The 19,802-nt window shown below is 67.4% G+C and carries 17 protein-coding genes; 5 read left to right on the forward strand and 12 right to left on the reverse strand.

Features of this window, described 5'->3' with window-relative positions; genetic code table 11:
* The first annotated feature begins 48 nt into the window (after positions 1 to 48).
* Complete coding sequence (locus tag ACFVIV_RS07775) at positions 49 to 1,917, forward strand: serine/threonine-protein kinase (RefSeq protein WP_379194006.1); 1,869 nt, start codon at positions 49 to 51, stop codon at positions 1,915 to 1,917.
* An 11-nt stretch (positions 1,918 to 1,928) separates the two neighbouring features.
* Positions 1,929 to 3,467 carry a serine/threonine-protein kinase gene (locus ACFVIV_RS07780; protein WP_379194007.1) on the forward strand — a complete coding sequence of 513 codons (1,539 nt, stop codon included), beginning with the start codon at positions 1,929 to 1,931 and terminating at the stop codon, positions 3,465 to 3,467.
* A gap of 7 nt (positions 3,468 to 3,474) precedes the next feature.
* Here the strand turns inward: ACFVIV_RS07780 and ACFVIV_RS07785 are convergent, their stop codons facing one another.
* The 7 genes from ACFVIV_RS07785 to ACFVIV_RS07815 all read right to left on the reverse strand — a co-directional run bounded on the left by ACFVIV_RS07785 (position 3,475) and on the right by ACFVIV_RS07815 (position 11,074).
* Complete coding sequence (locus ACFVIV_RS07785; RefSeq protein WP_379194008.1) at positions 3,475 to 5,307, reverse strand: glycosyl transferase; 1,833 nt, start codon at positions 5,305 to 5,307, stop codon at positions 3,475 to 3,477.
* Between the two features lie 158 nt (positions 5,308 to 5,465).
* Complete coding sequence (locus ACFVIV_RS07790) at positions 5,466 to 7,493, reverse strand: galactan 5-O-arabinofuranosyltransferase (RefSeq protein ID WP_379194009.1); 2,028 nt, start codon at positions 7,491 to 7,493, stop codon at positions 5,466 to 5,468.
* Positions 7,494 to 7,771: 278 nt separating this feature from the next.
* The gene (locus ACFVIV_RS07795; RefSeq protein ID WP_379194010.1) at positions 7,772 to 8,200 is read right to left on the reverse strand and encodes a PIN domain-containing protein; all 429 of its coding nucleotides are present in this window, start codon (positions 8,198 to 8,200) and stop codon (positions 7,772 to 7,774) included.
* Positions 8,197 to 8,421, reverse strand: coding sequence for a type II toxin-antitoxin system VapB family antitoxin (locus tag ACFVIV_RS07800; RefSeq protein WP_379194011.1), 225 nt, complete (start codon positions 8,419 to 8,421; stop codon positions 8,197 to 8,199). Before ACFVIV_RS07800 ends, ACFVIV_RS07795 begins: the two co-directional genes overlap by 4 nt.
* Before the next feature lie 140 nt (positions 8,422 to 8,561).
* Positions 8,562 to 8,720 carry a hypothetical protein gene (locus ACFVIV_RS07805; protein WP_379194012.1) on the reverse strand — a complete coding sequence of 53 codons (159 nt, stop codon included), beginning with the start codon at positions 8,718 to 8,720 and terminating at the stop codon, positions 8,562 to 8,564.
* 114 nt (positions 8,721 to 8,834) lie between these two features.
* Positions 8,835 to 9,596, reverse strand: coding sequence for a decaprenylphospho-beta-D-erythro-pentofuranosid-2-ulose 2-reductase (locus tag ACFVIV_RS07810; protein ID WP_379194013.1), 762 nt, complete (start codon positions 9,594 to 9,596; stop codon positions 8,835 to 8,837).
* Positions 9,593 to 11,074, reverse strand: coding sequence for an FAD-binding protein (locus ACFVIV_RS07815; RefSeq protein ID WP_379194014.1), 1,482 nt, complete (start codon positions 11,072 to 11,074; stop codon positions 9,593 to 9,595). The genes ACFVIV_RS07810 and ACFVIV_RS07815 overlap by 4 nt, the downstream gene beginning before the upstream one ends.
* A gap of 66 nt (positions 11,075 to 11,140) precedes the next feature.
* On the opposite strand from ACFVIV_RS07815, the gene ACFVIV_RS07820 reads away from it, so the two are divergent.
* Positions 11,141 to 11,596 carry a GtrA family protein gene (locus tag ACFVIV_RS07820; protein WP_379194015.1) on the forward strand — a complete coding sequence of 152 codons (456 nt, stop codon included), beginning with the start codon at positions 11,141 to 11,143 and terminating at the stop codon, positions 11,594 to 11,596.
* Positions 11,597 to 11,653: 57 nt separating this feature from the next.
* On the opposite strand, the gene ACFVIV_RS07825 is transcribed toward ACFVIV_RS07820, so the two are convergent.
* The 4 genes from ACFVIV_RS07825 to ACFVIV_RS07840 all read right to left on the reverse strand — a co-directional run bounded on the left by ACFVIV_RS07825 (position 11,654) and on the right by ACFVIV_RS07840 (position 17,706).
* Entirely contained in the window at positions 11,654 to 12,274 is a 621-nt protein-coding gene (locus ACFVIV_RS07825; protein ID WP_379194016.1) for a pyridoxamine 5'-phosphate oxidase family protein, read from the reverse strand.
* Between the two features lie 398 nt (positions 12,275 to 12,672).
* A complete protein-coding gene (locus tag ACFVIV_RS07830) occupies positions 12,673 to 13,329 on the reverse strand; it encodes a Crp/Fnr family transcriptional regulator (RefSeq protein ID WP_379194017.1) in 657 nt (218 codons plus the stop codon).
* Positions 13,326 to 15,506: an adenylate/guanylate cyclase domain-containing protein gene (locus ACFVIV_RS07835; RefSeq protein WP_379194018.1), complete on the reverse strand. Its 2,181-nt coding sequence runs from the start codon at positions 15,504 to 15,506 to the stop codon at positions 13,326 to 13,328. Before ACFVIV_RS07835 ends, ACFVIV_RS07830 begins: the two co-directional genes overlap by 4 nt.
* A 16-nt stretch (positions 15,507 to 15,522) precedes the next feature.
* Positions 15,523 to 17,706: a molybdopterin-dependent oxidoreductase gene (locus ACFVIV_RS07840; RefSeq protein ID WP_379194019.1), complete on the reverse strand. Its 2,184-nt coding sequence runs from the start codon at positions 17,704 to 17,706 to the stop codon at positions 15,523 to 15,525.
* Between the two features lie 173 nt (positions 17,707 to 17,879).
* Between ACFVIV_RS07840 and ACFVIV_RS07845 the strand changes: the two genes are divergently transcribed.
* Positions 17,880 to 18,323 (forward strand): response regulator transcription factor, encoded by a 444-nt coding sequence (locus tag ACFVIV_RS07845; protein WP_379194020.1) that lies wholly within the window; start codon positions 17,880 to 17,882, stop codon positions 18,321 to 18,323.
* A gap of 128 nt (positions 18,324 to 18,451) precedes the next feature.
* Here ACFVIV_RS07845 and ACFVIV_RS07850 read toward each other — a convergent pair whose 3' ends face one another.
* Positions 18,452 to 18,934, reverse strand: coding sequence for a hypothetical protein (locus ACFVIV_RS07850; RefSeq protein ID WP_379194021.1), 483 nt, complete (start codon positions 18,932 to 18,934; stop codon positions 18,452 to 18,454).
* A gap of 351 nt (positions 18,935 to 19,285) precedes the next feature.
* On the opposite strand from ACFVIV_RS07850, the gene ACFVIV_RS07855 reads away from it, so the two are divergent.
* Entirely contained in the window at positions 19,286 to 19,774 is a 489-nt protein-coding gene (locus ACFVIV_RS07855; protein ID WP_379194022.1) for a DUF4282 domain-containing protein, read from the forward strand.
* The last annotated feature ends 28 nt before the right edge of the window (positions 19,775 to 19,802 follow it).

A 19,802-nucleotide genomic window follows, 5' to 3' on the forward strand; every position in this document is an offset into this window, starting at 1 on the left:
TATCCGAACTGGGCGAGGGGCCGGGCCGGGAGAACGTACGAGGAATCAATGACCGAGCTGCGACCGGGCGAAGTGCTCGCCGGGTATGTCATCGCGCGGCGAATCGGGTCCGGGGGATCGGGCGTTGTCTATGCGGCGCGGCATCCGCGCCTGCCCAGGCTGACCGCGCTCAAGGTGCTCGAGCGCGATGAGGCGCGCGGTGACGACGAGGTGTGGCGGCGCTTCGAGCGCGAGGCCGATATCGCCGCGCACTTCGATCATCCGAATATCGTGCAGGTCTACGACCGGGGCGTGGCCGAGGACCGGTTCTGGATCTCCATGCAGTACATCGACGGCTCGGATGCCGGTGACCTGCAGGGCATCTCACCGGATCGGGCGCTGCGCATCGCCGGGGAGATCGGCGCGGCGCTCGACTACGCGCACGGGAAGGGCGTGCTGCACCGGGATGTGAAGCCCTCCAATATCCTCATCGCCGATCCCGACAGCGGCCGCCCGGAACGGGCCCTGCTCACCGATTTCGGCATTGCCCGGCTGCGCGACGAGACCACCCGGCTCACCCACACCGGAAATATCTCCGCCACTTTCGCTTTCGCGTCGCCCGAGCAGGTGTCGAGTAAGCCGGTCGGGCCGCGCTCGGACCAGTATTCGCTGGCCTGCACGCTTTTCGTGCTGTTGACCGACCGCCGCCCGTTCACCGCGGATACGCCGATCGGCTGGGTGCACGCGCACACCCAGGAGCCGCCGCTGCGGGTCAGCACGGTGCGCCCGGATCTGCCCGAGGCGCTCGACTCGGTGCTGGGGCGCGCCCTGGCCAAGGATCCGGAGGACCGGTTCCCCAGCTGCGCCGAGTTCGTGACGGCCGCTACCCAGGCCTATTACGCGGACCCGGCCATGGCGGTGACGGCCCCCGCCCGGCCGATCCCGGCGCTGCCGCCGCCCGTCGAGAAGCGGCGAAAGCGGCTGGGGCAGCGCCTGTTCCGCAGGCAGCTCCTCATTCCGGCGATCGTCGCCGCCCTGGTCGGCGCGGGTGTGGGATTCGCGCTCTCCCGGCACGATTCGCCCCCGCCGCCGGAAAGCCTGGTGCCGGACGAATTCCTCGGCACCTGGCTGGCCACCGAAGGCCAGACCAACTATCGACTGGAGCTGGATCAGGGGCGGCCCGGCGATCACGTGCTGTCCAGCATCGTGGACGGGGTGCTGCCCAATGGGTCCGCCTTCCACTGCGAGTTCTCCGCGCCACTGGTCGCGGTGCCTTCCGAAGGCGACCGGCTGCTCATCGGGCCCTCCGAAATCATTACCAGCGATCCGGCGAATGCCTGCCGCGCCAATCGGCCCACCACCCTCACCTTGCTCGACGACGGGCGGGTGAGCCGGAAAACCGATGTGAGCGGGCTGATCACGTATACGAACGCGGACGAGCTGGCGAGCTCCTGGGGTGACGGGCACGCCGCCATCGCACAGGCCTTCCCGAGCCTGGTGGGGCAGCTGGCCTCCAATGGCCGCTCGGTGGGCTGGCAGGGCGCGGGCTGCCAGAAGCGCGATCCGGGTCCCGGCGATGCCGAGACCGCGCAGGGTGCGCGGCGCATCCTCTGCAATGCCCAGGACGACACCGGGCAGGTGCGCTTCGACTTCTTCGACTTCGGCACGCGCCCACCGCAATCCGCCGGTGCGCTGTTCTTCGGCGGTACCGCGGACGCCACCACGGTCACCCATCAGGATGTGGCGGGCGCGCTGACCGTCACCACCGACAGCGGCATCGATGCCGACCAGCCCGATACCGAGGCGCGCCGGATCCTGACCGCCGTCACGTTTCCCGATGGCGATCCGAGATCTCGTTTCGTCCTGGTGGTGCGCTGGCCGGAGCACACTGTAAATGCGGTACTGAGCGAATGGCTTTCGCGTGCGCCGTTGAAGTAGGAGTGCGGACCATGGCCGACCTGGCACCGGGTGCGGAGATCGCCGGATACGTCATCGTGCGCCGGGTCGGGTCCGGTGGTTCGGGAACGGTGTACGTGGCGCAGCATCCGCGCCTGCCGCGGCTGGCCGCGATCAAAGTGCTCGATCCCAGTGGGGTGACCATAGATCGGGAGGCGTGGCGGCGCTTCGAGCGGGAGGCCGATCTCACCGCGCGCTTCGACCATCCGAATATCGTCTCGGTCTACGACCGGGGCGTGGACGCGGGCCGGCTGTGGATCGCCATGCAGTTCGTGGAGGGCGCGGATGCCGAAACCCTCAGGGGCATACCGCCGGACCGGGCGCTGCGGATCGCCGGCGGGATCGCGTCGGCGCTGGACTACGCGCACGGCAAGGGCGTGCTGCATCGCGATGTGAAACCGTCCAATATCCTGCTCTCCCCGGCCGAGGACGGCCGCGCCGAGCGAGCGTTGTTGACGGACTTCGGGATCGCGCGGCTGCGTGACGAATCCACCCATCTGACCCGGACCGGGAATATCGCGGCCACCTTCGCTTTCGCCTCGCCGGAACAGATCCAGGGCCTGCCGCTCGATCCGCGCACCGACCAGTACTCCCTCGCCTGCACGCTGTTCGTACTGCTCACCGATCAGAAACCGTTCGTGGCCAATGACCTGTTCAGCTGGATCCACATGCACACGCAGGTGCCGCCGCGGCGCATTACCGAGGTGCGGCCGGAGCTGCCCAGAAGTTTCGACGCCGTCTTCGAGCGGGCGCTGGCCAAGAGTCCGGACCAGCGATTCGGGGGCTGCACCGAATTCGTGAACACCGTGTGGCAGGCGTGGGATGCCGAATTCGGGCGGGCCACAACGGGTCCCGTGCATTTCACGGCCGGGCCCGGGACGAGAGCGCCGACGACGGTTCCGGCCCGGCCGCCGAACGAGGTGCTCCAGCCGCCGCCGGATGCCCGTCCAGCGCATCGGGCGCCACCGCCCGCGCGCGACCGCGCCGGCGGGCGGATGGTCGCAGCGATCCTGTTCGGGGCCGCCGCGGTACTGCTGGCCGGGGCCGCGTTCCTGGTCACGGTGAAATTGGAAAGCGGTGGGAAGCCCAGTGGCGCACAGACCACCGGCGGGGTGACCAGTGTGGTGGCTACGGGATTCCCGCAGCCGGGCAGCACCACGACCGTGGCGACCGGTCCGGTCGTCACGGTCCCGCCGGTGGCGGCGGGGCAGGTTCCGGCGGGCTATGTGGGCACCTGGTCGGGCACCAGCAGCAGCAACAGCGACGACTACCGGCTCACTATCTGGCAGGGGAATCTGAACGAGGTGATCATGACCTCGACCGTCTTCCGGGGCGGAAGCGTGTTGTGCACCATCGATTATCGGCTGTTGGACGTGTCCGCCTCGGGCGCTGTCACCGTCGGCGACGGCGTCCTGCAGGCCGGGGTCGCGGGCTGCGTTGTCCAGGGGACGCAGACGCTGTGGTTGACCGACGGCACCATAGTGCGCGATCTGTCCGTCAGCGGCCGGGTGACCTATTTCCGGGTGGGCTGAACCGCGCTCAGATCAGGGCGCGCACATCCCACACCCATACGCCGTCCACCTGCTGCGCGGGGAAGCCGAGCAGCTGATCCATGGTGAGGCGCAGCGCCGTGCTGTTGTCGGTCGGCGGCAGCACCACCACATCGGCCTGCCAGTAGCGCAGATCGGCGAAGGCCTGATCGCGCATGGCCTGGTCGATGACCGGAACCCGGTTGGCGCGCTGCGCTTTCGCCAGCAGGCTCGCCGTCGGGCGATCGTCGGGACCGTAGCGGCCCTTCTTGTCGGTGCCGGTCGGTCCGACGAAATAGCCGCCCGCGAGCGGGAAGTCGAAACCGGAGTCGAGCTGCCAGCGCAGGGCGCGGGCATCCGGCGGCGTGGGCGGCGGCACGATCACCACCGAACCGTCGTTCACGTACCGGTTCACGGTGCCGTCGGTGAAGAACGGCGGGGTGGGCGCGCGCTCCACCACCGGCAGGATGGTCGGCGCGAGCGGCAGCAAGGCACAGGCCAGGGCGGCGAACCAGGCGAGCGGCCGCCAGTCGGTGGCGGATTCGCGCCAGTAGTCCAGGGCGCGCTGGGTGGCCACGGCCAGGATGAGCGCGATGGCCGGGATGGCGGCCATGGTGAACCGCGATTCCAGCACCGTATTCAGCAGCGGCACCGACTCCAGCCACCGCCACGGCAGCGCGATTCCCGTGTCGTCCTTGCCGATCACGAGCGTCGAGCCCAGCGACAGGAATGTGAACAGCGCGATCACCACGGCGGCGGCCCGCACCACGCGCTCCCGCCGCAGCAGAGCGGTGGTCACGGTGACGAGCAGCAGTAGCGGCCAGCCGAAGTAGGAATTCTCCTCGGTCGGATTGATGGCGACGTTCTGGCCGTGCATGAGCAGGCCGCCCAGCGATTCCGACGGGAACTGGAACAGCGCCTTGAGATCGTTGCCCATGGGGCCGTGGTCGATCATGCGGTAGGACTGCGGCCCGAAGAACTGCCACCACAGCGGAATCTCGGTGAGCGCCACCGTGATCAGGGCCGCCAGCAGCACGGTCGGGGTGACGGCGCGCAGGGTGCGCAGTCCGGCGCGCGGGCTGTGCAAGTGGTAGACGAGGGCGAAAAGGCCGAAGGACAGCGCGAAGATGAGCAGCGGTTCCTCGCCCAGCGCGATCTGCATCGCCACCAGCAGGCCCAGCACGAAGGCATCGCGCAGCCGCCGCGCCTTGCGGACCTCCGGGGCGTTGTTCGCCCGCTTGGCCATTCGGATGATCTGCAGGGCGATCAGCGGAAGCAGTGCCAGCACCACGAAATTCGGGTGCGCGTTGGCGTGCGAGATCATGGCGGGCGCGAAGCCGCAGCACAGCCCGCCCACCGCGGCGGCGAACCGGGAGCTCACCAATTCCCGCGAGAACAGCCAGTACCAGGCGAAGGCGGTGCCGAACAGGCCGAGGGTGAGGACCAGGACGAAGGTGACGGTCGGCCCGAACAGCAGCGTGACCGGCGTGAGCGGCACGCCGACGCCGAACATGGCGGTATTGGCCATCATGTTCACGCCGTCGGGATAGTTCTGCAGCAGCGTGCCGAGCGGGTTCTCCAGATTCGCGACCTTGTGCGCGGTCACGGCGAAGAACCATTCCCACATGGTCTGGTCCTGACCGCTCTTGATCAGGTACCCGTTCGCCGGATGCCGCCACTGGCCGGAGAGCACCAGCACCGCCAGCGACAGATATCCCGTCGCCGCCACCAGATCCGCCCGCGCGAGCCGGACGCGCCGGGCGACCCGCCGCGGCCGGGATAGCTTGGGGGAAGCCGCTTCCGGTGCGATCCGATCCGGAACCGCTACTTGCCCCTGTGCCACGCGATAACTCTCCTCTTGCCCGATAAATCAGCGGCCCACGCTACCGGGCACGACTGAGATTGCGCTGGCAAGTAGATGAGTTATCCACAGAAAACCGCATCCATCCACAGATTCCGCCCCGGTTCTGTGGATAAGTGATGCAGATCTCGCTTAGCGCTTCACCGCCGGACGACCAGCGTGAACGGCCCGATATCGGTGATCAGGAACTGTGGATCGGTGAACAGATCCCGTGGTAGCGCAACTGTATACCGCTTCACATTCGGGTCATTGGGATAGACGTCCTTCGACAGCCGCAACGTGTACTCATCCCCCGAGCGACGGAACAAGAACGCATCCGGCGCCCGCCACGGGCAATGGTTCAGGGCATCCACGAACTCCGCCGAAGTCTTCATCTTGCTCCACCGCTCGATCTCGGCGGACCGCGCCGCGAAGTCGGCCAGCGGATTCGCGTAATGCGAAGTGAGCGCCTGGAATCCGAAGTACGGATAGATCGCCAGGAAACTGGTGTCCGCGGTCAGCACCACACTGCCGTCCGCCGGCCGCCCCGTCTGCTCCCGCAGCTTCGCGTCGATCTCCTTGTAATACGACACTGCCGACGGCGGCCGCTTGTCCGCCCGCTCACCGTTCCCGTCGGTATCGGTGTACGCGGTGGTGATCTCCGCATCGAGCACATGCGGAATCTCCTGACTGAACGCGATCGCTCCCACCAGCGCCAACACGGCTACGACCGGCTTGAATCGCGCCGGCTCGTGCAGCACCTGATAGACCGCCCGGGCCCCCTCGACGAAGCCGAACGACCCGGCGGCGGCGAGCAATGCCAGCAGAATCGGCTCCAACCGGAAGGACAGCAGCGTGGTCCCGGCGGCGGTAGCCGTCATGGACAGCAGACACCACAGATAGACGGCCACCACACCGATGCCGAGCGCCTGTGCCCGCCGCGACGACCCGACCCGCAGCACCAGCCAGATGATCCCCAACAGGCAGAACGCTCCACGCAGCGAGAACTCGGTCATAGGCAGCGGCAGTTCCGAACCTGGTTCAGGCAGATAGTGGAACGCGGTGCCACCATCGGGCATCTGCCCGCTCAGCAGCTTCAGTAGGAAGGGCAGCCACACGGTGAGCGCCAGGAGACCGGCGATGACTCCCATACTGATCAGCCGCACCAGGATCGGCCGCACGACATGCGAGCGACCGGGCACCGAACCGCTCGCCACCGGGGCCTGTTCCGCCTGCCCGCCCGACGTGCTGCGCGCCGCCGCCGCACGATGCCACTGAGTCCGCAGCGCCGAATTCCGTTCCCGCAGCATCAGACCGGCGGCAATAACGGCCATGAGGCAGACAGTGAACACCGCTTCCGCGAAGTACAGGGTGTAGAAGGTCGCGGCCACTCCCAGAAACAGACCGGTCCCGATCACCGCGCCCCAGCCACCGGCGGTCCGATCTACGTCACCCGAGAGCTGTGCGGGTCGGTACAGCGCCCCCCATGCCAGCAGCAACGCTGGTCCGATGAGCAGCACCAGTACCGCGCTGTACGCCTCCGGTGCGCCATAGGCCAATGTCAGCGCGGTGGTGGCCGCCGCCACGGCGATCGCCCAGTCCGCGCGAATCAGATTCGACCACAACACAAGTGCGACCGCCGCCGCCACTGCCAGCCCGATGATCGCGTACGGCTTGAACGCTTCCCATCCGTCGAGCCCGGCCAGATTCGCGAACCGTCCGCCGAACCAGAACCATCCGGCCGGATAAAACGGCGGCAACTCCGCATAGTTCATATCCCGCAGCGCCGCACTATCGGTCAGCCGCGTCAGATACTGCGTCCGAAACTCCTGATCCACCGAAAGCCCGAACAGATACAACTTCGTAGCAGCCAGCGGCATCCCCAACGTCACCGTCACGAACGTCGAAATCCCGCCCCACGACAGCAATTTCGCCAGCCAGGCCCACTTGTGCATCCGCACGAGCGCGATGGCCGCCACCAGCATCGCCAGCGCCACCACCTGGCCCACGGTCGTCAACGCCCGAGTCACATTGGACGAATTGAACGCCGGCCAGTCCACCATCGAGAACGCCACCAGCCCGACCCCGGCCACGATTGCGGCGAGCACAGCTGCCAGCACGGCCTCCCCGACCGCATTCCCGGCCTGCCGCGCCAACAACGCCCCCCGGCCGCCCGCCCGCTCGCTCATTCGCCCTCGCCTCCGGATTCGTCTCCATGGACCGCTGCGAGCCTAGCCACTGCCCCGCCCCCAATCATGTCGCCAGGCCACCGCTACGCGAACCACCACATGATCACCCTGGTCAGCGGGACACCGATCCCGAATGGCGCGAAGCCGTTCTAAGGCAGCCGGTCGACATCGACGCCGGCATGGAGTCGGAGCAATAGGGGTCCACGAGCAGTCGCCACCGGCCACTCGCGGTGAGTCGCCTCCGCGACAACCTGGCGGCCGACACCTTGCTGAATAGATCACCGGATGGGATCGAGCGGCCCATCGTGCACGTTGCGTTGGCGCAGTTCGGTGGCCAGCCGCGCGGCGGTGACGAAGTCCGCGTCGTCATGTACGACGACAAGGCCGTGATATGCGGCGGTTGCGCAGATTTGCAGATCGACTGCGGAAAGGCACCGATGGCTGCCGCTTTCGGCCGCGCGGTACTGTAGTCCGGCGATCCACAGTCCGGCGGATTTGGGAACGGAAACGTCGTCGTAGAGTGCGTCGAACATTCCGCAGAAGTCGGAGTACTCCTTCAGATTGCGTGCCGAACGCATGAACTCCGCTCGTTGTGGGTAGCAGGAGCGCAGCTCACCTTCGGCTGTCGGAGAATGCCAAAGCTCGAAGACAGTGCGATCGCGCAGGATGCGCCACAGCGCCGAGGAATCGAGCAGATATCCGATCACTGCGCGGGTGGCTCCTTCTCCGTCCGGTGAGCGGACTCGGCACCTTCAAGGTCCCAGTCCTGCGCCAGTTGAAAGTAGTGCTCATACGCTGCGGCTCGTGAGAGCCGCTTGTTGTATTCAGAGAGAGCGGCGGCGACGGCTGCTGTCTTCGTCCGATGCCCGCCCAGCTTCTTGGCCGTTTCCAGAGTGTCGTCGTCGATCTCGATATGGGTTAGCGACATGACCAGCTCCTGTACATAACTAGGCCCATTTGGCTGGGATTATTGTACATTCTCAGGGGTTGGGTCCGCTGCCGACAGTTGCTGTTCTGCGTGCGATCGCCCAGGTGGGCGGTCGTCCCTGAGTTCGTGGAGCACCTGAGCTATTCCTGCGGAAACTCTTCGGCGAGGCTCGGCTGCGGGTTGTTCCGCTCGAACTCGGCGAGGCTGCGCAGGTCTTCTTCCAGCAGTCGCTGACGCGTGGCGCGGGCGAGGTATCCCGATATGCCTTCAGCTGCGAACTCCGGGTCTCCGGCATTCATATCGAAGTGCTATGCCGCACATGCGACGAGCGGTGGCCGAATCGGCCACCGCTCGTCGGTGTTGACCGGGGTTTCAGGGGCTTGCCCCTGAGAGTCCCGAGAGTTGGCCCGTCCCTAGATGGGCAGGCGGCGGAAGATCGCGCGGGGGATGTGGCGCAGGATCATCATGACGTAGCGGAAAGTGCCGGGGGCCCAGACGATTTCCTTGCCCTTTTCGGAGGCGGCTACGGCGAGCGCGGCCACGTCTTCCTTGTCGACGGTGAGGGGGGCCTCGTCGACGTGGGCGGACATGCGGGTGCGGACCTGGCCCGGGCGGATGACCGTGACGCGGGGGCCGTGCGGGCGGAGAGCTTCGCCGAGGCCCAGGTAGAAGCCGTCCAGGCCCGCCTTGGTGGAGCCGTAGACGAAGTTGGAGCGGCGGACGCGCTCACCGGCCACGGAGGACATGGCGATGATGCGGCCGTAGCCCTGGGCCTTGAACTTCTCGCCGAGCAGGACGCCGACGGAGACGGCGGCGGTGTAGTTCAGCTCGGCGGCGATGACGGCCTTGCGCTGGTCCTGCCAGAGTTCCTCGGCATCGCCGAGCATGCCGAAGGCCACGATGGCGACGTCCACGTCACCGTGCGCCCAGGCCTGGTCGATGACCTTGGGGTGGGAGTCCATCTCCAGGGCGTCGAAGTCGATGACCTCGACCTCGGACGCGCCGGCCGCCTTCATCTGGGCGACGGCGTCCTCGCGCAGCGGGTCGCCGGGCAGCGCCGCCAGAATGATGCGGGCGGGACCCTTCTTGAGGTACTCGGCGCAGATCGCGAGACCGATCTCCGAGGTGCCGCCGAGCAGCAGAATGGACTGCGGATTTCCTACCGCGTTGATCACTGAAGCTCCAGCCTTCGCGCCATATCGGACATGAAAACGCCTGTGGGATCGACACTTCGGCGGATCTTGATCCACTCGTCGATCCGGGGGTACATCTGGTGGAAGGTTTCCGCGGTGGTGCGGGAATCCTTCGCGGTGTAGAGGCGGCCGCCGAACTCGAGGACACGGCGGTCCAGTTCGGTGACGAGCTCATTGAGACCCGGCCGGATCGGGAAGTCGCAGCAGATGTTCCAGCCCGGCATCGGGAAGCTCAGCGGAGCCGGATTACCCGGGCCGAAGAGCTTGAAAACGTTGAGCGCGGAGATGTGCCCGGAGGCCTGGATGTCGATGATGATGTTCTTGAACTCTTCGACGGCCTCGGTCGGCACCACGAACTGGTACTGCAGGAAACCCGCAGGTCCGTACGCCCGGTTCCACTCCGCGATCATGTCCAGCGGGTGATAGAACTGCGTCAGGTTCTGGATCTTGCCGGTGTAGGTGCCGCCCATGGCGTAGTACGCCTCGCCGACCGCGCCGAGGGTCAGCTTGTTGGCGGTGAAGCTCGGGAAGATGTTCGGCACCGTCAGCAGCTGCGGGGCGTCGAACTTCAGCGGATTCTTCTGCTTCTTCTTCGGCAGTTCGTCCAGCTTCGCCAGCCGGCCGCGGGTGATGCAGGCGCGGCCCAGCTTGGGCAGCGGGTTCATCACATCGAACCAGGCGCTGGAGTAGGTGTAGTTCTCTTCGCTGCCGTCGCTGTGCGCCGCGATGGTCTCGTCCAGCGTGGTGGTCTTCACGCCGTCATTGATGAAGTAGGCCGTCTCCGTCGGCGCCATCTCGATGGTGGCGCGCAGGATGATGCCGGTCAGGCCATTGCCGCCCACGGTCGCCCAGAACAGCTTGGCGTTCTTGCGCGGCCCGATGTGCTGCACGGTGCCGTCGGCGGTCAGCAGGTCGATGGACCGCACATGATTGCCGAACGAGCCCTCGGAGTGGTGGTTCTTGCCGTGAATATCGGAGGCGATGGCGCCGCCGATGGTCACCTGCCGCGTGCCCGGTAGCACCGGCACCCACAGTCCGAACGGCAGCGCCGCCTTCATGAGCTGGTCCAGGCTGACGCCGCCGTCCACGTCGACCAGGCGGGAATCGCGGTCGATGCGGTGGATGCGGTTGAGCGCCGGCATGTCGATGACCAGGCCGCCCGAGTTCTGCGCGTGGTCGCCGTAGGAGCGGCCCAGGCCGCGGGCGATGACGCCGCGGCGCAGGTGCGCGGGCTTGGAGTCGTTGTCCTCCGCGACCATGGCGACCGCTTTGGCGATCAGCTCCGGGTCACTGGTGGAGAGCACTTCGGAGGTGGTGGGTGCGGTGCGACCCCATCCGGTCAACGTGCGAGTCCGCGTCGGCAGTTCGTGAGAAGAGCCGGTCGACGCTGTGTCCGCACCTTCGCTCGCCGAGCTGTCGGCGGCTTCCGTGGTGGTCTGAGCTTTCGTGGACATCGGCATAGAGACTACAGACATAACCGGACAGCGGGCTTGTGTCGCTCATCGCGGGGGCTAGTCTTTCGGCTTGTGACCGCGGAACCCCATCTGCCCCTCCCGCCCGAGCTCCCCCTGGTAGACGAACCGGGCGGTACGGACGTTGACCTCAAAACGCAGATCATCCGCTTCGGCCTCACCGGCGGGTTCTCCGCCATTGTCGACTTCGGCCTCTACACCCTGCTGTTCCAACTGCTCGGTGTGCCCTTGGCCATAGCGAAGTCGATCAGTTTCATCGCGGGAACCACCACCGCCTACCTGATCAACCGCCGCTGGACCTTCAAGGCCGAGCCCAGCCGCAAGCGTTTCGTGGCGGTGGTGATCCTCTACGCGCTGACCTTCGCCCTCCAGGTCGGCATCAACCAGGTCTGCTACTACGCGCTGCCCGATGCGTGGTGGCGCATCTGGCTGGCCTTCGGCATCGCCCAGGGCACCGCCACGGTGATCAACTTCATCGTGCAGCGCGCGGTCATCTTCAAGATTCACTGAAGCGGGTCCGGACATGCCTCGCCCCCTGCCGAGGGCAGGGGGCGAGAGCCATGGGGGTCAGTATTCGACGAGCGCGGCGCGGGCCTCTTCCTTGGCGTGGAAGTAGTCGCCGCCCTTGGCGCGAATATTGTCGGTGCCCCATTGGCGGGCCTCGCGGCGGGCGGGGACCAGATGGGGGATGTGCTTCCGGCAGTGGATGTAGGCCTCTTCGATATCGACCACCACCCAGCGCTCGGGAATGCGGCCGCGTTCGTTCGGGGGGAGGTCCGGAATGCAGCGGCGCATGAGGGGGTCGTCGACTATGCGGGCGGTGCCATTGATGTGCAGGCCGATGAGATCCTGCACGAAGTCGATCATGAGGATGCCGACGTGCGGGTTCTCCAGGACATTGCCCAGGCTGGCCATGACGCCGTTGCCGCGGTATTCGGGGTAGGCGACGGTGCGGTCGTCGACCACGTGCAGGAAGCCGGGCTGCCCGGCGCGGAAGCTGCAATCGCATTCGCCGTGTTTATCGGAGGTCGCGATGAAGGCCATGTCCATCCGGCGGATGAAATCGATCATGTGGGTGTTCAATCGATTTCGGACTTGATCGGAGTAGAAGCGGTCCGCGCGGTCCTGTGTACCGTAGCGCTCCTGTAGTTCCCGTTCGCCGTCGCTGCCGTTTCTGATACCGGGCATCGTGCGCCCCCTTTGGTAGCTGAATACCGGATGGAAGAGGCTCGGCCACGAACATCGGCCATCCGAAATCCTATACGGTTTAACAATTTTAATGTGGCGAATGAGTGAACCGGCATATCTGCCCTGATGGGGCGCGGTCGACTGGCGCCGGACAAACCTTCCCGAGCGAGGATCCTCCCGGATGAAAGGGTCCGCAAGGGACCAAAGTCGCTTAGCTGTGGGTGCGCTGACCTTGATTTCGGGGCGCGGGTCGCCGAGATCCCCAGTGGGGGTTTCGGTTTCGCAATCCTGATTTATCCCTTTTGCATAGTTTTGTCCGTATTTCGCACGACGACATCCCCCTTGCATGCGCCGATCATGGTGCGCCCGAAGAAATTAAAAGACCGACCACCCGGAATCTAACGCGCCTTCTTCTCCAATCGGGCGCGATCGATCACCGTCACCGCACCGCGCCCCAGTCGCACCACGCCCTGATCCTCCAGCTCGCGCAGCACCTTGTTTGCTGTGGCGCGGGTGGTGCCCGCCATGGACGCCAGATCCTCTTGCGTCAATCGGATGAGCGAGGGTTTGCCGCGCTCGTCCCCGTACACGGTGGCCAGGTGCGCCAGCCGCCGCAGTACCCGCGTCTCCACCGGCAGGTACAGCGCCTCCAGCACCGCCGCCGACAGGCGCCGCACCTGCGCGGCAAGCGATGTCGTCAGGAAGCGCTCCACTTGCGGATACTCCGCCCGCAGCTTTTCCAGCTGCGAGCGGTTCAGGGTCAGTGTCTGGGCGTCGGTCACCGCCACGATGGTCGCGGTCCGGCGCGCGTCCGGGCTCAGCAGCGCCTGCTCGCCGAACATCTCGCCCGGCCCCAGGATGGTCAGCGTCGCGGTGTGCCCGAGTGGCGTGGTGACCCGCACGATGAGCCGTCCCGCCGCGATCAGGTGCAGGCTGTCGCCGGGATCGCCCTCGTGGCAGACGATATCGCGGCGCCGGAACTTGCGCGGCGTGCAGGCGGCGATGAACTGCCGCCGTTCCTCCGGCGAAAGCCCTTCCAGCAGTTCGAATCTCATCGCAGCGCCACCAATTCGTACACAGCGACCGGTTGGCTCTTGCCTTTGATGTCGAAGTCGCCCAGATCTTTCACCTCGGCCCGCGCCCCGAGCCGCTCCCGGGTCACCGGGCCCACCACCACCGAGCCCGGATCCGCCAGCGCCTCCAGCCGCGCCGCCAGATTGGTGGTGTCGCCGATGGCGGTGAAGTTCCGCATTTCCCGCGCACCCACATTCCCGACAATGGCGGGCCCGGTGTTCACCCCGACCCGGAACATGGGCCAGGACATCTCCTCCGCGCCGCCCACCCGTCTCCCACCGCCGCCCTCGACGGGCAGCCCAGGGGCCGGCTCACCCTTCTGCCGCTCTCGCACGGCAGCCGTCGCCCGCTGCAGCGCGAGCCCGGCCCGCGCCGCCCGCAGCGCGTGATCGTGTTGCCGCACCGGCGCATTGAAGATCGCCATCACCGCATCGCCCACGAACTGCACCACGGTCCCGCCCTCGGCCAGGATCTCCGGCACGATGGCCCCGTAATAGGTGTTCAGCATCCGCATGACCGCCGCCGGGCCCGCCTGCTCCGCGAACGGCGTGTACCCGCGCAGGTCCGCCATCAGCACGCTGACCTCGTGCACCTCCCCGCCCAGCCCGGCCTGCGACGGGTCGGCCAGCAGCGTCGTCGCCACCTGTGGCGACATGTACGACCGGAACAGCCCGTCCAATTGCTGGTACAGCCGCGCGTTCTCCAGGACCACCGAGGCCTGCGCCGCGAAGGACCGCGCCACCGCGTGCTCCGCCGGTCCGAGTCCGGGATTCGGCTCCCCGTAACTGGTTTGGGCGCCGTAGATCGCATCGATCGGCGTCTGCTGCGGTGCGGGCCGCCACCCGAAACCCTGCCGCGGCGCACCCGGCCTGCCCGTCGCGATCAGCGCGGGGACCGAGGTGCCCGCGCGGGCCAGCTCCAGCACACCGGCCTGTATTCCCTTGACGGTCAAGGGAAAAGCGAACGCGGCGGGATTGGGCGGCCCGCCGTCGCCGAACACCAGCCGGCCGCGTTGCACGATCCCGATGCGGACGGCATCGCGTTCGAAGGCGTACCCGGCCAGCTGCTGGATCTCGGTGAGCAGCTCGAGTTCCCCGCGAATCACATTGGCCCGCTCGCCGACCGCCACCAGTGCGCCCAGCCGCCGCACCTGCTCGCGTTCGTCGCCCACGGCGCGCGCACTCTGCTGCAGCACCGCGACCTGCCGTTCGGTGAGCCCGAACCGCCGCGCCAGCTGCTGCCCGACCGCGCCCAGCGGTTCGGCCGCGGATACGCCGCCGCTGGCCCGCTGATCGAGCGCCGCGACCATCTCCTCCAGCGCCCGCGCGTAATCGCGCTGAATGGCCGCCACCGTACTGCGCTGGGTGACACTGTCGAACAGCCCGCGCACCGACCCTTCCCGCCGGAAATTGCGATGCACGCTGACGGCGATGAGCGCGAACGCCACCCCCAGGAGCACATGCCATTCCCACCAGGAGACCCGCCAGCTGCGCCCGAAACCGACCGCGAACATGGCCTCGGCCAGCAGGACGAAGGCGGTGAGCACGCTGAGCAGCACCGTGCTGCGATTGCGCAGATACTGCACGGCATACGCGCCGGCCGCGATGAGATAGCCCGCGCCGCCGACGAAGGCGGCCGCCACCAGCGGCCCCTGCGCCTCGGACGGATCGGGCACGATATCGAAGGGCGGCACCCGGGTCAGCGACAACAGGGCCCAGACGCCCATGAGCGTGAGCGGCAGCACCGCGAGCACCTCGGTGAAGCCATGCGCTCGCCCGGAGGGCCCGTAGTCCACCACCGAGGCCAGCGCCGCCACACTGCCCAGGATCATGCCGACCGGCACGGCCACGGTGAAGCCGACATTCGCCGTGTCCACAATGATTCCGGGCGTGGCCAGCGCGTGCAGGCCCAGGAAGCCCGAATTCAATTGGAACACCAGCGAAACCAGAATCAATCGCATATCCCGGTGCGCGCGGGCGGCGCGCAGCATGAGCACGCCCAGCGCCAGCGACAGCAGGGCCGCACCCAGGATGAGCCAGAAATGCACACCGCGATGCTGGAATTCGTGATCCAGGTGCGGCCGCGCCACCAGCAGCGCCAAGCCCGCGGCGGGCAGCGCGACGTGCACCGCCCACAGCAGTACCCGCAGGAAGGACATGCCCCCGCTCCCCGGATCAGGCGGGACTGAGCGTCACCGGCACACCGTTGAACACGGCATTGCCGGAGGGCACGTCCACGAGCGAATCATCGGTCAGCGCATTGGCGTTCACCCCGGCGTGCGCCCGCGCCACCCGCTGGTCGCTGTCGCCGTGGCCCCAGCCGTGCGGCAGGCTCACCACGCCGGGCATGAGGTCCTCGGTCGGCTCGATATCCACGGTGAGCGTGCCCGCCGCCGACTTCACCACGGCCCGCCCGTTCAGCCCGAGCCGGAGCACGTCCTCGGGATGGATCTGCAGCGTGCACCGATTCGACCCGCCGACCAGCGGCGCCACATTGTGCGACCAGCTGTTGTTGGAGCGCAGCTGCCGCCGCCCGACCAGCACCATCTCCGGTTGCTCCGCCACCAGCCGGCCGCGCAGCCGCTCCACATCGGCGAGCAGCTGCGGCGGCGCCAGTTCCACCTGCTTGGACGCGGTCCGCAGCACCCCCGGTAGCCGCGGTTGCAGCGGTCCGAGATCGATTCCGTGCGGATTGTCCAGCAGCGCTTGCAGAGTCAGCTCCCCGCCGTTCCACGCGCCGTAGGGTCCGAGCCGCAGCATCATGTCGATGCGCTGTTCGGTGGTGTTCGCGCCGAGCAGTTCCTCGCGCCGGTCCGCCATCCCCGCCTTGTGCAGCGTTCCGGCGATGACGATCTCGTCCACCACCGTCAGCGGATCCAGACCGGGCTGCGGCTCCTGCCCGCTCACCGCCAGTGCCAGCCGCGCCAGCACCGCCGCCTCGGACGGCCGGTCGCCGAGCGGCACCAGCGGGCGGGAGTACCGCGCGTAATTGCGCACCGCGAACTGCAGCAGCGCGAAGTCGTAGTGCGGGGACTGCACGATGCGCGGCGGCGGCAGGATGACATCGGCGTGCCGGGTGGTCTCGTTGAGATACCGGTCCACGCTCACCATGAATTCCAGCCCGGCGAACGCGGCGTCCAGTCGCGCACCGCTGGGTGCGGACAGCACCGGATTCCCGGCCACCGTCACCATGGCCCGGATCCGTCCCTCGCCCGGGGTGAGGATCTCATCGGCCAGCGTGGCGACCGGCAGCTCGCCGAGCGCCTCCGGCAGCCCGCGCACCCGGCTGGCCCAGCGCCCGGGCCGGAACGGGCGGCTGCGCACGATGCCCAGCGCCGCGCCATTGGGGAACATGGCCCCGCCGGGGGAGTCCAGATTGCCGGTCAGCACATTGACGACATCCACCAGCCACTGCGTGATCGTGCCGAATTCCGCTGTACAGGTGCCGATTCGCGCATAGACGGCGGCGGTCGGCGCGGCGGCCAGCTCGCGCGCCAGCCGGACGATGGTGGCTTCGTCCACGCCGGTGCGCGCCGCGACCACCTGCGGCGGGAAAGCCGCTGCGGCAGTGCGCACTTCCTCCAGCCCCCGCACATCGACGCGAATATCGGTGAGCCCCTCCGCGAACAGCGTGTGCACGATGCCGAACAGCAGATAGGCATCACTGCCGGGCCGGATGAACAGGTGCTCGTCGGCCAGCTTGGCGGTCCGCGTCCGCCGTGGGTCCACCACCACGAACTTCCCGCCCCGCGACCGCAGCGCCTTCAACCGTCCCGGGAAATCCGGTGCGGTACACAGCGACCCATTGGATTCGAGCGGATTCGCCCCCAGCATGAGCAGGTAGTCGGTCCGATCCAGATCCGGCACCGGCACGGTGAGCGGATCGCCGAACATGAGCCCGCTCGACACCTGTTTGGGCATCTGGTCGGCGGTGCTGGCGGAGAACATGTTCCGCGTCCCCAGCGCCCGGATGAGCACCGGCACGTACAGCGCCCCGGCCACGGTGTGCGCATTGGGATTGCCCAGATACAGTCCGACGGACTGGTTTCCGTGCGCCGCGGTGATCTGCGGCAGGCGCTCCCGGATGACCCCGAAGGCCTCCTCCCAGCTCGCGGCCCGCCAGCGCCCGGTGGCGCGATCGCGAATCATGGGTTCGGTGAGGCGATCCGGGTCCTCGTCGAGGTGCCCGAGCGTGGCCCCCTTGGGGCAGATGAAACCGCGACTGAACGGATCGGCCTGGTCGCCCCGTATGGACGTGATGTGATTGTCGGAGTCCAGGGTGAGCTCGAGCCCGCACACGGCCTCGCAGAGCGGGCAGGTGCGCAGCAGTTTCCGGGTGCTTTCCGTGGCGGCGGTCATAATCAATGATCGCGCGCCGGCGGGCAAGACGTATCACTTCCGCATCAACCGCGCCGCGGGTGACCTGATCTCGCCATGTCGCCGGACGGATAGCGCAGTTGTGTCAGCGTGTTGACACTCGGCGTGTGCGCGCGCGGACAGACCCGCGGCGTCGCCGGGACCAGGCTGGCCTCATGCGATTCCTGGACCGGACACAAGCACTGGATGCCCTGCACACTGCCCGGGAGGATGTGGCGGCGGGCGCCGCCACGGTGGTCGCGGTGACCATCGGCGGCGCGCCCGGCCTGTTCGTCCGCACCCCGGAGCCCACCTCGCCCGACGCGGCCGCGGCCGCGAGCCTGCCGAAACTCACCTCGCGGCAGCGCGATGTGCTGGATCTGCTCTGCGCGGGCCTGACCAATGCCGAGATCGCCGAATACCTGGTGCTGTCCATCCGCACCGTGGACCATCACGTGTCGGCGATTCTGCGCAAGCTGAATGTGCGCACCCGGCGGGACGCGCGCGCCCTGGTGCTGAATCAGGCGCTGCCGCGCCGTCTGGGTCATGCGGTGCGCCCCAGAACGGCACTCCTGCATCAGAATTCACACCCGTCGCGAATCATCCGCCACAGCGCGTGATCTGTGTCCGAAGGACGCTCTCACCTCGCCGCATATCGAACATCGATCACAAAGCAACGTTTCATCCCACGTACGCGAAAACCGCGGGTGCCGGGGAGCACCCGCGGTTTTCGCGGTTCAACGCCTACTTATGAAGCGATACGAGACACCTGCGGCATGACACCCTTGGCGGCGGCGCGCACGGCCGCGGCAATGGCCACCACCGGCGGCACCCAGCGCGCCTCGTGCGGAGCCACTTCCCAGCTAGCGGAGCCGGCCGACAGCTGGGTCGGCGGCAGCGGGATGCCCGCGCCGTCGGTGTAGATGACCGCACCGGTCGCGCGCAGCGCCTCGAGGGCCATGGCGGCCTTGCCGACGCCGGTGACCAGGTGGATCTCGCGGCGCTCGGCGCCCGGGATCTCGATGATCGGGCCCGTCATGTCATTGGCCCGCAGGAAGCGGCGGACGAAAGCGGCCGTCTCGCCGGTGACCTCGATGCCCGCCACCTGGTCGTCGGTGATCAGGCAGATGCCGTTGGCCGTTTCGGCGACCGTCCAGCCACGCTGGATGCAATCCTGCGCAGATGCGGCCACCGCGGCCGCCGTGACGGAAGACGAAAACGTCGTGCGCACTGGTTTCTCCATTCCCCGGTAGAACTTCTGTGATGCTCTGTGCGGGGTATCGGAACGGGGTGTTCACGGCGTTACACGTTCTTTTTCCTACGGGTTCGCTTGTCGCCCTTATCGAGACCTCTCATAGGTTCCGAGACTCGAAAGTGACGCTGTCGCATCCACGACATAAACCTGATCCACCGCCACTGCCTGCGATAACGCCGTCAAGCCCGGTATCGCGACGGTTCGCGATCGCATAGCGCCCGTCCGAGACAGTGTTGTAGAACACATCTCGCACCTGGTGCGCCGCGCCTGCGATACCGGTGACACTTCGCATGGCCGAATCAGCCTGTGCGAGAGGAGATCGACGGCATGACCGACCATTCGGGCGGAAGCGCAGCGGAGCTCGAGGATTTCGAGGAACCCGTCGAACCCTTCGCCAGCCCGGGCGCTTTCCGTTCCTGGAGCATCGAGGCCGCACGCGCCCTGCTGGACCTGCAATTTCATCGCGCCGCCACCCGCACCCTGCTGCCGCTGGCCTACATGCTGGGACTGCTGGGCGCGTTCGCCGTCCCGATCACCTGCACGGTGCTGCTGTGGCGGGTGTCGATGCTGCTCGGCCTGGCCTTCGGGCTGGTGGTCGCGCTCCCGCTGGGCCTGGTCATCGCCGCCGTGGTGCGGCTGCTGCTGGAGTTCGTGCTCAATGCGTCCCGGCTGGCCGCGCGGGTGGAGCACATCTCCGAACTGGCCGACGATTTGTTCCAGGCACTGTCGGATGTGGCGGAACCGGTCAATCAGCTGTCGGAAGATGTTCGTGCGGTGCAGTTCTGGCGCTTCCGGGGCCGTTCGTCACGGAAATAGCAGGCCGCGCGGGAAGATCAGGATGATC

Source organism: Nocardia sp. NPDC127526 (assembly GCF_042672265.1).
Taxonomy (GTDB): domain Bacteria; phylum Actinomycetota; class Actinomycetes; order Mycobacteriales; family Mycobacteriaceae; genus Nocardia.

Coding starts and splice junctions, on each gene's coding strand:
- ACFVIV_RS07805 (WP_379194012.1), bottom strand. CDS start 8,720: ATGAATGCCGGAGACCCGGAGTTCGCAGCTGAAGGCATATCGGGATAC.
- ACFVIV_RS07780 (WP_379194007.1), top strand. CDS start 1,929: ATGGCCGACCTGGCACCGGGTGCGGAGATCGCCGGATACGTCATCGTG.
- ACFVIV_RS07815 (WP_379194014.1), bottom strand. CDS start 11,074: ATGCCGATGTCCACGAAAGCTCAGACCACCACGGAAGCCGCCGACAGC.
- ACFVIV_RS07835 (WP_379194018.1), bottom strand. CDS start 15,506: ATGTCCTTCCTGCGGGTACTGCTGTGGGCGGTGCACGTCGCGCTGCCC.
- ACFVIV_RS07830 (WP_379194017.1), bottom strand. CDS start 13,329: ATGAGATTCGAACTGCTGGAAGGGCTTTCGCCGGAGGAACGGCGGCAG.
- ACFVIV_RS07840 (WP_379194019.1), bottom strand. CDS start 17,706: ATGACCGCCGCCACGGAAAGCACCCGGAAACTGCTGCGCACCTGCCCG.
- ACFVIV_RS07790 (WP_379194009.1), bottom strand. CDS start 7,493: ATGAGCGAGCGGGCGGGCGGCCGGGGGGCGTTGTTGGCGCGGCAGGCC.
- ACFVIV_RS07775 (WP_379194006.1), top strand. CDS start 49: ATGACCGAGCTGCGACCGGGCGAAGTGCTCGCCGGGTATGTCATCGCG.
- ACFVIV_RS07845 (WP_379194020.1), top strand. CDS start 17,880: ATGCGATTCCTGGACCGGACACAAGCACTGGATGCCCTGCACACTGCC.
- ACFVIV_RS07800 (WP_379194011.1), bottom strand. CDS start 8,421: ATGTCGCTAACCCATATCGAGATCGACGACGACACTCTGGAAACGGCC.
- ACFVIV_RS07855 (WP_379194022.1), top strand. CDS start 19,286: ATGACCGACCATTCGGGCGGAAGCGCAGCGGAGCTCGAGGATTTCGAG.
- ACFVIV_RS07825 (WP_379194016.1), bottom strand. CDS start 12,274: ATGCCCGGTATCAGAAACGGCAGCGACGGCGAACGGGAACTACAGGAG.